The organism is Kribbella sp. NPDC056861, from assembly GCF_040687575.1.
GTDB lineage: Bacteria > Actinomycetota > Actinomycetes > Propionibacteriales > Kribbellaceae > Kribbella.
Genome location: NZ_JBFBNQ010000005.1, coordinates 221,863 through 235,941 on the forward strand (window position 1 = coordinate 221,863; position 14,079 = coordinate 235,941).

Genomic DNA, 14,079 nt, shown 5'->3' on the forward strand with positions numbered 1-14,079 from the left:
TCCCATTACCGTAGGCGGATGAGCATCGAGGTGCGACCGGCGGCGGATTTCGAGGACGTGCGGGCGGTCCTGGGTCCGAAGGCCCCGAAGTCCAATGTCTGCTGGTGCCTGAGCTACCGGATTCCGTCCAAGCTCAACAACGAACTGCGCGGTCCCGAGCGCGGCGAGTACGTCGCCGAGCTGTGCAAGGCCGATCCGGCACCGGGGGTGCTCGCCTACGACGGCGACACTCCGGTCGGCTGGGCAGCGGTCGCGCCGCGGGCGGACACGTCGTTCGCGACCAACCGCAAGATCCCGCACGTCGACGACCTGCCGGTCTGGTCGCTGTGGTGCGTCCGGGTCCGGCCCGGGCACCGCAAACAAGGCATCTCGCACAGCCTGATCACCGGCGCGGTCGAGTTCGCCCGCGAGAACGGCGCCCCGATGGTGGAGGCCTATCCGCTCGACAACGGCGACGCCAAGGTCGACCTGACGATGGCCTACGCCGGTCTGCGCAAGAACTTCGAACGGGCCGGGTTCAGCAAGGCCGCCGACACCACGTCGGTCCTGGCCGGGCATCCCAGGATCCTGATGCGCCTCGACCTGAGCTAGCCGGCGATGGTTTCGGTGAGGGCAGGAGCGGCTGCGTGATGAGGTGGGAGCTGCTGGGGCATGGAGTCCGTGGGCGCCTCCAGGTAGGTCTGCCAGCACCAGGCGGCCACGTCCTCGGCATCGGGCCGGTCGGCCGGACTCTTCGCGAGCATGCGCATCAGGTAGTGCCGGAAGCCTCGCTCCAGCCGGGCAGGACGGACCGGGACGCCGACCAGATGCTGCCGTAGTACGCCGGTGGGGGTATCGGCGACGAAAGGCGGGTCACCGGTGAGCAGTTGGTAGAGCACGCAGCCGAGCGAGTAGATGTCGGCTGCTGGGCCGACCGGACCAGCAGCCGCCCGCTCCGGCGCGACGTAGTAGCTGGTGCCGAGGATTCCGCCGTTCTTGGCCGGCTCCTCGGGCCCGTCGCTGAGGAAGCAGGCGATCCCGAAGTCGGCGACCTTGATCGTCCCGTCGGCGGTCATCAACAGGTTGCTCGGCTTGATGTCGCGGTGCACCACGCCCTGCTGATGCGCGGCCGCCAGCCCTTCCGCCGCCTGAGCGATGATCCTGGCGGCCAGCGGCGGGCTGAACGGACCGCCCTGCCGCAGCGCGACCGCGAGCGTCTTCCCGACCACCAGCTCCATCACGAGGTAGAAACTCTCGTCGTACGGGCCGAAGTCGTGGACGCCGACCACGTGCGGGTTGTTCACCACCGCCGCAGCCTGCGCCTCGCGGTGGAACCGCTCGGCCGACTCGTCGTCCGTCGTGCCCTGCTTGAGCAGCTTGACCGCCACCGGCCGGGTCAGCACCTCGTCGGTGGCGCGCCAGACCTCGCCCATCCCGCCGTGCCCGATGACGGTCTCGAGTTCGTACCGGTCCGCGATGCGCATCGCCACCTCCTGACGACTCAGTGAGTCGCCAGGTACCCGATAGCGCGATCAAGCAACGAAACTTCCCGCGTCGAGACGAGGCTGCAACCAAATCAACATGCTGTCGGCAACTGATCCGGCTGAGCGCTCGCGACTCGACGTGGTGCGGGTTCGCCGAGTCAGTCGCGCGGGAGCTGCTCGTTGGGGTCCTCGTCGTCCGGGCTGGGCTCCGGGATCGACAGCGGGCTGTCGTCGCCCGGCCGGTCACCGATGTCCGGGTTTCCCAGGCCCGGGTCGACCAGATCCGGGTTCTCGTTCGGGTCACTGCCGGGCCCGGTCGGGACGATCGGGGGAATGGTGGTCATCGCAGTACCTCCTGGTAGATGGACGCGGATCCAGTACCCCGGCTTCCGGACGTCATGCGTAGTACCGGGGTCGGCAGGGCACCGGGCCGCAAACACGAGCTTTGGAGGCGCAGTGAAGATCGGCTATTTCCTGTCCAGCGAGGAGTACTCCCCGGCGCAACTGATCGAGCAGGCCCGGCTGGCCGAGGAATCCGGCTTCGACGGGTTGTGGATCAGCGACCACTTCCACCCCTGGAACGACGAGCAGGGCCAGAGCGCGTTCGTGTGGTCGACGATCGGGGCGATCTCGCAGGTGTGCGAGCTGCCGGTGACGACCGCGGTCACCTGCCCGACCGTGCGGATCCACCCGGTCGTCATCGCGCAGGCGGCGGCGACCAGCGCGGTACTGCTGAACGGGCGGTTCCGGCTCGGGATCGGCAGTGGTGAGGCGCTCAACGAACACATCCTCGGCGATGCGTGGCCGACGGTCGACGTCCGGCTGGAGATGCTCGAGGAGTCCGTCGAGATCATGCGCAGGCTGTGGACCGAGGACGGTTTCGTGTCCCACCGCGGCAAGCACTACACGGTCGACACCGCCCGGATCTACACCCGCCCGGACGCCCCGCTGCCGATCTACATGTCCGGCTTCGGCCCGCAGGCGACCGATGTCGCGGCCCGGATCGCCGACGGCTTCATCACCACCACGCCGGACCACGAGCTGCTCGAACGCTTCCGCAAGAACGGCGGCTCCGACAAGCCGACCCAGGCGGGCTTCAAGGTCAGCTACGCGCCCACCGCCGACGAAGGCGTCGACCAGGCGCACCGGATCTGGCGCAACGCCGGCCTGCCCGGCGAGCTGGCCCAGGTCCTCCCCTCCCCCCGCCACTTCGAGCAGGCCAGCGAGCTCGTCACCCGGGAGCAGACCGCCGGATCGCTTGCCGCCGGCCCCAAGGCCGAGGATCACCTCGAAGCCTTCAAGCCGTACGTCGACGCCGGTTTCGACGAGATCTACGTCGCCAACATGGGACCCCACTCGATCGACATGATGAAGCTCTACCGCGACGAGGTGCTGCCCGAGCTGCGCCGCTCGGGCAGCTAGTCAGCGACGCTTCTTGAGAACGGAGTGAGTGCCGTCACACAGCGGTTTGAGGGCCGAGTGACCGCAGCGGCACAGCGCGATGGTGGAGCGGGCCGGCGTGATCAGCGTTCCGTGTTCGTCGCGTAGCTCGAAGTCGCCACGGACGATCAGCGGACCGTCCGGATAGGCGCGAATGGTGGCAGCGCCGGGTTCTGGTGCGTCAGTCATGGAGTACCGGTACCCACCGGCGAAAAGTGCTTAGGGCATCAATTCGCCGGGTACCGGTGCCTGGTCCGAAGGAGAGACACCATGCAATTACCCCCATCGCGCGGGCCCCTCACCCAGTGGCTGTTCGGCCACCTCACCGGTCGCTCGGCCGGCTCACCGCCTCCCGTCGTCACCAGCGGCGAGCCGTGGGCCGACGACGATCTGCAGCTGGCGTTGTGGTGCTGCTACGAGCTGCACTACCGCGGATTCGACGGCATCGACGACGCAGCCGAGTGGGACCTCGAGGTGCTGGCCTTCCGCGCCGAGCTGGAGAAGCCCTGGGTCGAGTGGCTGACCGGCGAGTTCCACCCGACTGTTGCCGATGGCAAGCCTTCGCAGCTGCTCAAGGAGCTGATCGACAGCGATGACGGCCCGTCGCTGGCGGCGTACCTGCAGCGCCATGCCGACACCGCGGAGTTCCGCGAGTTCATCCTCAACCGGTCGGTCTACCAGCTCAAGGAAGCCGATCCGCACAGCTTCGGCATCCCGCGCCTGGACGGCGCGGCCAAGACCGCACTGGTCGAGATCCAGTCCGACGAGTACGGCGGCGGCCGGCCCGAGCGGATGCACGCGGAGCTCTTCCGTTCGACGATGAGCTGGCTCGGCCTGGACCTCACCTACGGCCGCTACGTGCCGGATGTCCCGGCCGTCACCCTGGCGATCTCGAACGCGATGTCGCTGTTCGCCCTGCACCGCCGCTGGGTCGGCGCCCTGATCGGCCACCTCGCCGCGCTCGAAATGACCTCCACCCTCCCCAACCGCCGGTACGCCGGTGGCGCGGAGCGACTCGGCGCCACCCCGGCGGCTGCTCGCTACTTCACCGAGCACGTCGAGGCCGACGCCGTGCACGAGCAGATCGCGGCTCATGACCTGTGCGACAGCTACGCGAACGACCACCCCGAAGCAGTGGCCGACATCCTCTTCGGCGCGGCCTGCTCCCTCGGCCTGGACAACCTGTTCGCCCAGCAACTCCTGGGCCGCTGGGAAGCCGACCGCACGGCGTTGAGCCGCACGGCCAGCTGACCGCCAGCTCTACCGGCTCCAGCGCCAGTCGCGAACCTCCGACAGATCTTCGCCGTACGTCGTGACGTGGGCGCGGTGCCGGGTCCGCTGGTCGGCGAACCACTGCCGCTCCGACACCGCGTGACTGCCCAGCGAAGGCACCCGGTCGATCACGTCCATCGCCAGGTGGAACCGGTCGAGGTTGTTGAGCACGACCATGTCGAACGGCGTGGTCGTGGTCCCCTCCTCGATATAACCGCGAACGTGCAGGTTCGCGTGGTTGTGCCGCCGGTAGGTCAACCGGTGGATCAGCCACGGATACCCGTGGTACGCGAAGATCACCGGCGTCTCCGGCGGGAACAGCGCGTCGAAGTCCCGATCGGTCAGCCCGTGCGGGTGCTCGGTCGCGTCCTGCAGCCGCATCAGGTCGACCACGTTCACCACCCGGATCTTCAGCTCCGGCAGGTGTTCGCGCAGCAGGTCGACCGCGGCGAGCGTCTCCAGCGTCGGCACGTCACCGGCGCAGGCCATCACCACGTCCGGCTCGCCGTCGTCGTTGCTGGCGAAGTCCCAGACGCCGATCCCGCGGGCGCAGTGCAGCGCCGCCGTGTCCCAGTCCAGCCAGCTCGGCTGCGGTTGCTTGCCTGCGACAACGACATTGACGTAGTTACGGGTCCGCAGGCAATGGTCCATCGTGGAGAGCAGGGTGTTGGTGTCCGGCGGCAGATAGACCCGCACCACCTCCGCCTTCTTGTTCACCACGTGATCGATGAAGCCGGGATCCTGGTGCGAGAAGCCGTTGTGGTCCTGGCGCCAGACGTGCGAGGTGAGCAGGTAGTTCAGCGACGGGATCGGCCGGCGCCAGTCCAGCCGGTTCACCGTCTTCAGCCACTTCGCGTGCTGGTTCACCATCGAGTCGACGATGTGCACGAACGCCTCGTACGACGAGAACAGCCCGTGCCGCCCGGTCAGCAGATAGCCCTCCAGCCAGCCCTGGCAGGTGTGCTCGCTGAGCATCTCCAGCACCCGCCCGTCGACCGCGAGATGCTCGTCGGTGTCCCGCCGGCCCGCGTTCCAGGCCTTGCCAGTGACGTCGTAGACCGCCGACAACCGGTTCGACTCGGTCTCGTCCGGCCCGACCATCCGGAAGTTCCGGTGCTCCGCGTTGGCGGTGAAGACGTCCCGCAGGAACGCCCCCAGCACCTTGGTCGGCTCACCGTCCTCGGCCCCCGGCGCCTTCACCGGTACCGCGTACTCCGCGATCGCCGGCAACTCCAGCTCGCGCGTGATCGACCCACCGTTGGCGTGCGGACTCGACCCCATCCGCAGCTTCGCCGACGGCGCCAACTCCAGCACTCCGGCCACCGGCCGACCGCCGGCCTCGAACAACTCGTCCGGCCGGTAACTCCGCAGCCAGTCCTCCAGCTGCCGAAGGTGCTCCTCATTCGTCCGTACGCCGGACAGCGGCACCTGATGCGCCCGCCACGTGTCCTCGACCGGTACGCCGTCCACCGTGTGCGGCCCGGTCCAGCCCTTCGGCGTCCGCAACACGATCATCGGCCACGCCGATCGCGGCGGCACGCCGTCGGTCGCAGTACGGGCTTCCAGTTGGATCTCGTCGATCCGGTCCAGGCAGCGGTCCATCGTGGCAGCCAGGGCCTGATGCACCGACGCAGGATCGGAGCCCTCGACCAGATAGGGGTCGTGACCGTAGCCCTGCAGCAGCGCGGTCAGCTCCTCGTCGCCGATCCGGGCCAGGATCGCCGGATTGGCGATCTTGTACCCGTTCAGGTGCAGGATCGGCAGCACCGCCCCGTCGCGGCGCGGGTCGACGAACTTGTTCGAGTGCCAGGACGTTGCCAACGGCCCCGTTTCCGCCTCGCCGTCGCCGACCACACAGGCGACCACGAGATCCGGGTTGTCGAAGGCGGCGCCGTACGCGTGGCTGAGCGAGTACCCCAGCTCGCCACCCTCGTGGATCGACCCCGGTACTTCGGGCGCCACGTGACTCGGGATGCCACCGGGGAACGAGAACTGCTTGAACAGTTTCGTCATCCCGGCCAGATCCTGCCCGGTGCTCGGGTACGTCGCCGACCAACTGCCCTCGAGCCAGCTGTTCGCCACGATCGCCGGGCCGCCGTGCCCCGGCCCGATCACGTACATCATCTCGCGCTCACGCTGCCGGATCACCCGGTTGAGGTGGGTGTAGAGCAGGTTCAGCCCTGGGGTCGTCCCCCAGTGCCCGAGCAGCCGCGGCTTGATGTGCTCAGGCCGCAGCGGCTCGGTCAGCAACGGGTTGTCCAGCAGGTAGATCTGGCCGACGGACAAGTAGTTGGCCGCCCGCCAGTAGGCGTCGAGGGCTTGCAACTCCTCGTCGCGCAGCGGGGTGGCGTCGATCAGTTGCACTGTGGTGCTCCCTTAGCGGCCGACAGCCTTCTCCAGCTCGGCCTTGCTCATCTTGGATCGGCCCTTGACGTTCTTCTGCCTGGCCTCGTTGTAGAGCTGTTCCTTGGTCCGGCCCTGGGCCCCGCTGTGGGACCGCAGACCGCCCCGCCGGCTGGACGAGATGTCGTGGGTGGAGCTTCGGCTCTTCTGCTTCGCCTCGCCGGAGCGGGCACGCTCCTTGTTGACCGTGCGAGCGGCGATCTCCTCAGCGGTGTCCTCGCTGCGGCCACTCTTCTTCAGCCCGGCCTTGATGTGCTCGTACTGCCGTTCGCGCTTCTTGCTCGATCCTGCTGGCATCTTCGTCTCCTCTCCGGCGTTTCGCTAGTACCCCACGGTCCGGACATCAATCAGAGGAGATACCGGTCCCCCGGCCGCACGACCCGCAGCCAGCACGAGCCGTAACCGTCGATCCGGTGCGGCAGGCTGCCGTCGGCCTCGACCGGCGTGGTTTCGCCGGTCAGCAGGTCGGTGACCCGGAGGCCGACACCGGCTCCGGCGACCGGCAGGACGACGTCGGCCGGCGTACCGGCGAAGTTGTGGACCGCGATCACCACCCCGTCCTCGTACTCCGAACGATGAGCGAAGACCGACGCGGAGTCGACATCGAGGATCGTGCACTCGCCCCAGGACAGCTCGGGGGCCTCCCGGTAGCGCCGGACCAGCAGCTTGATCCAGTTCAGCAGCGAGTCCGGGTCCTGCCGCTGATCGGCGACATTGACGTGCTCGGGCGAGAGCTCACCCTCCACCACCGGACCGGCCAGGTCGTCGGGGTCGGCGGTCGAGAAGCCACCGTTGACGTCCTTCGTCCACTGCATCGGAGTCCGTACTGCGCTCCGCCCCTCCGCGGCGAGGTTCTCCCCCATCCCGATCTCCTCGCCGTAGAACAGCACCGGCGTACCGGGTAGCGAGAACAGCAGGCTGTAGACCATCTTGATCCGGTCCAGGTTGTTGTCGAGCATCCCGGGCAACCGGCGCCGCAGCCCGCGGCCGTACAGCTGCATCTCCTTGTCCGGCCCGAAGGCGTCGAAGACCTCCTGCCGCTCGGCCTTCGACAGCTTGTCCAGCGTCAGCTCGTCGTGGTTCCGTACGAAGGTGCCCCACTGAGCCTCCTCCGGCGGCGCCGGCCGCTCCCGCAGCGCCTTGACCAGCTCAGCCGGCTCCGACCGCGCGAGTGACAGGTACAGCTTCTGCATCCCGATGAAGTCGAACACCATATTTAGCTCGTCGCCGTCCTCGTCACCGAAGAACGTCCGAGTGTCCTTGTACGACAGGTTCACCTCGCCGAGCAGCACCGCCTGACCGTTCCGCCGGGTCAGGAAGGCCCGCAGATCGCGCAGGTAGTCGTGCGGGTCGGCCAGATTCGCCGCGTCGGTCGAGCCGGCCGTGTCCAGCAGGAACGGCACCGCATCGACCCGGAAACCGGACAGGCCGAGCTGCAGCCAGAAGCCGATGATCTTCAGGATCTCGGCGCGCACCTCGGGGTTCGCGATGTCCAGGTCAGGCTGGTGCTTGTAGAACTGGTGCAGGTAGTACTGCCCGGCCTCCTCGTCGTACTCCCAGAGGCTGTCCTCCTGGTCGGGGAAGACGATCCCCTCGTGCTCGTTCGCCGGCGGCTGGTCTTGCCAGACGTACCAGTCCCGGTACTTCGAATCGCGCGACTTCCGCGCGCTCTGGAACCACGGGTGCTGGTCGGAGGTGTGGTTCACGACCAGGTCGGCGATCACCCGGATGCCGCGGTCCTGCGCGAGCGTGATCAGCTCGACCAGGTCACCGTGGGTGCCCAGGTTCGGGTCGACGCCGTAGAAGTCGGTGATGTCGTAGCCGTCGTCGCGATCGGGCGTCGGGTAGAACGGCATCAGCCACAGACACGTGACGCCGAGATCGGCCAGATGGTCGATCCGCTGCGACAGCCCGCGGATGTCGCCGCGGCCGTCGCCGTCGGTGTCGAAGTAGGTCTCGATGTCCAGGCAGTAGACGACGGCGTTCTTCCACCAGACGTCAGCGGTCTCGGTCAGCCTCACGGGCGGGTCACCTCCAGTTGCGGCAGCACCTTCGCGCCGAAGGCGTCCAGGAACTCCGACTGCTCCTGCCCGACGTGATGCAGGTAGATCGCGTCGAACCCCAGATCGGCGTACGCCTGCAGCCACTCGGCGTGCCGGCCCGGATCGGCCGAGATCCGTACCGCGTCGTGCATAGCCTCCGGGCTGACGTGCTCGGCCGCCAGGTCGAACGCCTCCGCGGTGTCGGTGTCCCAGCAGAACGGCGGAGCGAACACGTTGGACCGCCACTGCTCGTGCGCGATCCGGACCGCCTCGACCTCGTCCTGGTGATAGCTCACGTGCACCTGCAGGCACACCTTGCCGCGCCCGCCGTTGTCCTTGTACGCCGCGATCATCCGGCGCAGGTGGTCGTCGTCGCCGGACGGGATGGTGATCAGCCCGTCCGCCCAGGCAGCACTGCGCTCGGCAGTCGCCGTGGAGACCGCCGCGGCCAGCAGCGCGGGCGGCTCCTCCGGACGGGTCCAGACACGGGCCCGATCGACGGTCACCAGCCCGTCGTGGCTGACTTCCTCACCCTGCAACAGCTTCCGGATCACGTCGACGGACTCCTCCAGCCGCTGCTGCCGCACCTCCTTGCGCGGCCAGCCGCCACCGGTGATGTGCTCGTTGCTCGCCTCACCGGTGCCGAGCGCGGCCCAGAACCGGCCGGGGAACATCGACCCGAGCGTCCCGATCGCCTGCGCGATGATCGCCGGGTGGTAGCGCTGTCCGGGGGCGTTCACCACCCCGAACGACAGGTCGGTCGCCTGCAACGCGGCGCCCAGCCACGACCAGGCGAAGCCGGACTCCCCCTGCCGGGCGCTCCACGGGCTGAAGTGGTCGGAACACATCGCCGCGGTGAACCCCACCTGCTCGGCCCGCACCACCGCGGCCAACAGATCTGCGGGCGGGATCTGTTCGTGAGAAGCATGGAATCCGTAAACAGTCATCCTCCCCCGTGCCCACAGACCTGCCCGGCCATGCGGCCGGACAGGTCCGAGGTCAGATCACGGGTAGCTGACGACGTTCACCGGGACGGTCCCCGGCGGTGTGACACCACCCGTGTCGTTGATGACGTGGGTGATCGTGCCCTGGTAGTTCAGCGAGACCGTGCACAGGCTGTGGAACCGGACTCCTCCGTTGTTCGGCGCCTCGAACGCGTTGTACGCGCTCACCGACGGGTTGACGTTGAAGAAGTTGTAGCTGCCGAGCCCCCAGGCCTCGTGTGAGGTGACGTTGTCGCCGACCTTGTACGCCGCGTAGCCGTTCTTCCCGCTCGGCCGGTTCCAGCTGGCCTGGTTCGGCACGTCGTACGGCATCTCGTTCTGGAAGAAGATCGTCTTGCCGCCCTGGCCGTTCCAGATCACCTGGGTCTTCTGGTAGTGCTCGACGAACAGCCCGGTGGCCAGCACATTGTTGCCGTTGACAATCAATCCGGTGTCCCCGGTGGCCTGCGTCCACCCCCAGGTGCCCGCGTTGCCGTGGTCGGCGCGCCAGGCCCAGATGTGGTCGATGATCGTGTTGTGGCTGTTCACGATCAGGCTGGTGGTGGCGTGCCCGGCGATCGAGCCGCCGATCCGGAAGAAGACGTCCTGCAGGGTGGTCGGGTTCGAGGCGTGACTGGCCGAGGAGCCCGACGGGCCGACGGTCAGCAGCGCCGCGGAGTTCGTCGTACCGGCGTCGAACAGGATGCCCTTGATCTTGACGCCGTCGACGTCGGCGACCTGCATGGCGTTGACCCCGTTGTCCGGGATCAGCGTCGGGTAGCCGATGCCGAGCACGACGGTGTTGGCCCGGGTCACGTTCAGGGTCTGGTTGAGGTGGTAGATGCCCGGGGTGAAGAACAGGTTGCAGCCCGAGGCCAGCGCGGCGTTGATGGTCGACGCGGTGTCGCCCGCCTTCACCACGTAGAACTGGCTCATCGGGATCGAGGTGCCCGGGGTGGAGCCGTTCGCCCAGCTCGCGCCGGACGCGTTGGTGCGCAGCGACGGCGTGAACACGCGGTACTTTCCGGCGCTGTCAAGGTAGAGGTACGGCACGTCGCGGGAGACCGGCGTGGTGGCCAGGGTGGTCTCGGGCGGGTTCGGGAAGGTGGTCGGCGGAGCTCCCGGCGTACCGGAGAAGACCATGTTCCAGACGCCACCGGCCCAGCTGCCGAGGTTGCTGTCCCGGGTGTACCACTGCTGCTGCGAGATGGAGGCCGTCTGGCCCGACACCTTGGTGTCGGCGATGTAGCCGCCGCTGGCGAAGCCGTAGCTGGCCGGGTAGAGCTGCAGGTTGCCGCGGATGTCCATCCGGCGGAACGGCGCCGCCTGCGCGACCGCCCAGCGGTTGGAGCCGCCGATCGGGTTCACTGCCATGTTCTCCGCGGACCGCCAGAAGTTCTGCAGCGCGACGCCCTGGTCGGACTCGTTGAAGGCGTCCACCGTGATGGCGCCGTTGATGACCACGTCACCGGGGTTCTGGCCGAGGCCCGCGACCGAGGTGTAGTAGCCGACGTCGTCGTGCACGCTGTACGCGCCGGGCTTGAACAGGTGCGCGATCCGCCCGTTGCCCATCTGGTGCGCCAGGGTGTCCTTCTGCGCGTTGAAGTCGGCGTCCAGCTGCGCCTGGATGGTCGCGGCCGGCATGCTCGGGTCGAAGATCCGGGTGTTCGGGCCGAAGTTCGGCACGTCGGGCTGGGTGGTGCAGCTGACCTGCGTGGTGCCGATCGTGTACGTCGCGCTCGCGACGGCGGAGTTGGCCAGACCGGACTTGATCCCGATCGCGTTCACCGTCCGCGTCGACGGCACGCTGATCGGCCCGGTGTACAGGGTGGAGGACGCGGTCGGGGTGGAGCCGTCGACCGTGTAGCGGATGGTCGAGCCGGAGGTGGCGGTGGAGATGGTCACCGTCTGGGCCGACGTGTAGCTGCCGCCCGCCGGGGAGAAGGTCGGCGTCGCCACCGGGGTGCCGATGACATAGCCCGCGGTCGCGACCGCCGAGTTGGCCGAGCCGGACTTGAGGCCGATCGCCTTCACCGTCTTGTTGCTGGTGATCGAGATCGCGCCGCTGTAGAGCGTCGACGACGCGGTCGGCGTGGAGCCGTCCAGCGTGTAGCGAATGGTGGCGCCCGAGGTGGCGGTCGAGATCGTCACCGACTGCGCGGTCGGGTAGGTCCCGGCGGCCGGCGAGAAGGTCGGCGTCGCGACCGTCGTCGTACCGCCGCCGTGGGTGTAGCTGAAGTGCGGCGTGTCGTACTGCGGCCCGCTCTTCTCGTAGGTGAACCAGTAGTCGATGGTGCTGCCCGTGGACAGCCCGCTGACGGTCTTGCGCCAGGTGCCGCCGGACAGGTCCATCCGGAAGTTCTGCTGGCCCTGCCCCGCGACGACGTAGTGCACGTCGACGTAGACCGCCGCGGTGGTCGGAGTGAACGAGATCTGGGCCTGGGTCGCGTTCAGCGAGGTGGCGGACTGCGTGTAGTCGTCGGCCGCTGTCGCCACGCCACCCACCAGGAGGGTCGAGCAGACAGCCAGCACGAGCGCGACGATCGCGGCGCGCCAGCGCGGGCGACGTCGACGGGTTCTTTGGGGGTCAGGGGTCACGGGAACCACCTCCGGGGGCGGAATGCAGGAGGATGAGAGTGAGAGCGCTCTCACGTTCCGGTGAATGTAGACCTCTTTCCGCCCGCGCGGAAGAGCGCGGAAGCCGCCAGTACGTTTGACCTGTCGGCAATACGCTCGTATTGTCAGGGATATGAACCTATCGGAGACCGACGACGCCGATCTGACCGGCCGGGCGAAGGTCAGGAACGCCGCGCTGCGGCAGTTCGCCACCGGCGGCTTCGCCGGTACTTCGCTGCGCTCGGTGGCCGCGGCGGCCGGGGTCTCCGTCGGCCTGGTGCAGCATCACTTCGGCACCAAGGCGAAGCTGATCGAGGCCTGTGACAGCTACACGGTGGAGTTCATCCGGCGGGAGACGCAGGCCGGGATCGTCGAGCGGCGACTCGAGGACCCCGAGTTCCTGTCCGCGGAGTACCGCGGCGCGCCGCCCGTGATGGCCTACCTGTCCCGGGCCCTGGTCGACGACTCCCCCGGCGCGGCGGCGATGTTCGACGAGATGGTGGCCATCGCGGTCGAGCACCTCGGCCCGGGCGACCAGCGCGCGACCGGGGACGACGCCGTACCGGCCCGCACGCTGGCCGCCGTACTCACCGCGATGAAGCTCGGTCTCACGATCCTGCACCAGCACCTGGTCCGCTCGCTCGAACTGGACGACACCGAAGCCGGCCGGCAGCGGATCAGCGCGGCACTGCTCGCCCTGATCGGCCCCGGCCTGACCGGGAGCGGCGCGGAGATCGCCCAGCTCGCGGAGAAAGGCCTGCACGGACTGAAGCACAACCAGTGAGAGGAAGAGCATCATGCGAGTCGAAACCGTCAACTACACCAGCGCCGGCCTGACCTGCGCCGCGGATCTCTACCTGCCCGACACTCCCGGACCGGTCCCCGGCGTGGTCTGCGGGGAGAGCGGGGTGAAGGTCAAGGAGATGATCGCCGCGCCGGCGAAGTACCTGGTGGAGGCCGGGTTCGCCGTGCTGGCGATCGACTACCGCAGTACCGGTGGCAGTGAGGGAGAGCCGCGCGGTCAACTCTTCCCCGAGCAGCAGGTGACCGACTTCCGCAACGCGATCTCGTACCTGCAGGGCCGCGACGAGGTCGACGCCGACCGGATCGGGATCTGGGGCAACAGCGTCGCGGGATCGGTGGTGATCCAGACCGCGGTCCTCGACCGGCGGATCGGCTGCGTGGTGGCGCAGAGCCCGTCGATGCTGAACGGGTGGTCGGCCACTCTCAAGATCGCCGGCAGTCCCGCGTTCGGCAAGCTGCGCGACTCCCTACAGGCCGACTTCGAGCAGCGGGCCGGCAGTCACGACGGTCAGGCCGTGCCCTGGTTGCAGTTCGGTAAGGCTGGTGACGAGGTCAGCCAGAGCTACGTCGACCTGGCCGACAGCTACCCGAGCTTCCGCAACGAGATCCTGCTCGAATCGCACGAGCACTTCCTCACCTGGGCGCCGGAGTACCTGATCGACCGGCTGGCGCCCACCCCGTTGCTGATCGTCACCAACGGCGGTCCGGACCCGTACCACGAGCTGTCCGAGGTGCAGACCTCGTTCGCGAAGGCCGGCCAGCCCAAACACCTCGAGATCCTGCCCTTCGACGCCATGGGCCTGTACTCCGAGCCCGGGCTGGGCGCCGCGATGAAGCAGGCCGTCGACTGGTTCGACCGGTACCTGCGGCGGACGCCGCTGCCCGCGCTGTCGCCCAAGGCCCAGGACATCTCGCTCACCGCCGGGGCCCAGCGGTGACAGTGGTATGCGACGGTCGGTGACCATCGCCACTCCCGGTCCGTCCCGGCCGGTCGGCCTACTAAGGTGGGAACTGCCTCACGGGGTGGCCCGGGAGTGACATCGACGGAGCAGAGGA

At 68.3% G+C, this 14,079-nt stretch carries 13 protein-coding genes; 5 read left to right on the forward strand and 8 right to left on the reverse strand.

The genetic code is table 11. The features are described 5' to 3' along the window. Positions 1-18 precede the first annotated feature (18 nt). Positions 19-591: a GNAT family N-acetyltransferase gene (locus tag AB0P21_RS25390; protein WP_363699669.1), complete on the forward strand. Its 573-nt coding sequence runs from the start codon at positions 19-21 to the stop codon at positions 589-591. Here AB0P21_RS25390 and AB0P21_RS25395 read toward each other — a convergent pair. Together AB0P21_RS25395 and AB0P21_RS25400 are read right to left on the reverse strand one after the other, a co-directional pair. Then, a complete protein-coding gene (locus AB0P21_RS25395; RefSeq protein WP_363699670.1) occupies positions 588-1,463 on the reverse strand; it encodes a serine/threonine-protein kinase in 876 nt (291 codons plus the stop codon). The two genes, AB0P21_RS25390 and AB0P21_RS25395, sit on opposite strands and share 4 nt — an antisense overlap. Positions 1,464-1,621: 158 nt before the next feature. Then, the gene (locus tag AB0P21_RS25400; protein WP_363699671.1) at positions 1,622-1,807 is read right to left on the reverse strand and encodes a hypothetical protein; all 186 of its coding nucleotides are present in this window, start codon (positions 1,805-1,807) and stop codon (positions 1,622-1,624) included. Between the two features lie 112 nt (positions 1,808-1,919). On the opposite strand from AB0P21_RS25400, the gene AB0P21_RS25405 reads away from it, so the two are divergent. Then, positions 1,920-2,885, forward strand: a complete 966-nt coding sequence (locus AB0P21_RS25405; RefSeq protein WP_363699672.1) for a TIGR03557 family F420-dependent LLM class oxidoreductase — start codon at positions 1,920-1,922, stop codon at positions 2,883-2,885. On the opposite strand, the gene AB0P21_RS25410 is transcribed toward AB0P21_RS25405, so the two are convergent. Then, complete coding sequence (locus AB0P21_RS25410; protein WP_363699673.1) at positions 2,886-3,092, reverse strand: CDGSH iron-sulfur domain-containing protein; 207 nt, start codon at positions 3,090-3,092, stop codon at positions 2,886-2,888. An 81-nt stretch (positions 3,093-3,173) separates the two neighbouring features. On the opposite strand from AB0P21_RS25410, the gene AB0P21_RS25415 reads away from it, so the two are divergent. Continuing rightward, complete coding sequence (locus tag AB0P21_RS25415; RefSeq protein ID WP_363699674.1) at positions 3,174-4,154, forward strand: iron-containing redox enzyme family protein; 981 nt, start codon at positions 3,174-3,176, stop codon at positions 4,152-4,154. A 9-nt stretch (positions 4,155-4,163) separates the two neighbouring features. Here the strand turns inward: AB0P21_RS25415 and AB0P21_RS25420 are convergent, their stop codons facing one another. The 5 genes from AB0P21_RS25420 to AB0P21_RS25440 are packed head-to-tail and all read right to left on the reverse strand — an operon-like array spanning position 4,164 to position 12,201. Continuing rightward, positions 4,164-6,539: a phosphoketolase family protein gene (locus AB0P21_RS25420; RefSeq protein ID WP_363699675.1), complete on the reverse strand. Its 2,376-nt coding sequence runs from the start codon at positions 6,537-6,539 to the stop codon at positions 4,164-4,166. A 12-nt stretch (positions 6,540-6,551) separates the two neighbouring features. Continuing rightward, the gene (locus AB0P21_RS25425) at positions 6,552-6,875 is read right to left on the reverse strand and encodes a plasmid stabilization protein (RefSeq protein ID WP_363699676.1); all 324 of its coding nucleotides are present in this window, start codon (positions 6,873-6,875) and stop codon (positions 6,552-6,554) included. 50 nt (positions 6,876-6,925) lie between these two features. After that, a complete protein-coding gene (locus AB0P21_RS25430; protein WP_363699677.1) occupies positions 6,926-8,599 on the reverse strand; it encodes an alpha-amylase family protein in 1,674 nt (557 codons plus the stop codon). Then, the gene (locus AB0P21_RS25435) at positions 8,596-9,567 is read right to left on the reverse strand and encodes a TIGR03885 family FMN-dependent LLM class oxidoreductase (RefSeq protein ID WP_363699678.1); all 972 of its coding nucleotides are present in this window, start codon (positions 9,565-9,567) and stop codon (positions 8,596-8,598) included. Before AB0P21_RS25435 ends, AB0P21_RS25430 begins: the two co-directional genes overlap by 4 nt. A 57-nt stretch (positions 9,568-9,624) precedes the next feature. Next, positions 9,625-12,201 carry a chitobiase/beta-hexosaminidase C-terminal domain-containing protein gene (locus tag AB0P21_RS25440; RefSeq protein ID WP_363699679.1) on the reverse strand — a complete coding sequence of 859 codons (2,577 nt, stop codon included), beginning with the start codon at positions 12,199-12,201 and terminating at the stop codon, positions 9,625-9,627. 151 nt (positions 12,202-12,352) lie between these two features. On the opposite strand from AB0P21_RS25440, the gene AB0P21_RS25445 reads away from it, so the two are divergent. Together AB0P21_RS25445 and AB0P21_RS25450 are read left to right on the forward strand one after the other, a co-directional pair. Next, a complete protein-coding gene (locus AB0P21_RS25445; RefSeq protein WP_363699680.1) occupies positions 12,353-13,003 on the forward strand; it encodes a TetR family transcriptional regulator in 651 nt (216 codons plus the stop codon). Positions 13,004-13,016: 13 nt separating this feature from the next. Beyond that, positions 13,017-13,961: an alpha/beta fold hydrolase gene (locus AB0P21_RS25450; RefSeq protein ID WP_363699681.1), complete on the forward strand. Its 945-nt coding sequence runs from the start codon at positions 13,017-13,019 to the stop codon at positions 13,959-13,961. The last annotated feature ends 118 nt before the right edge of the window (positions 13,962-14,079 follow it).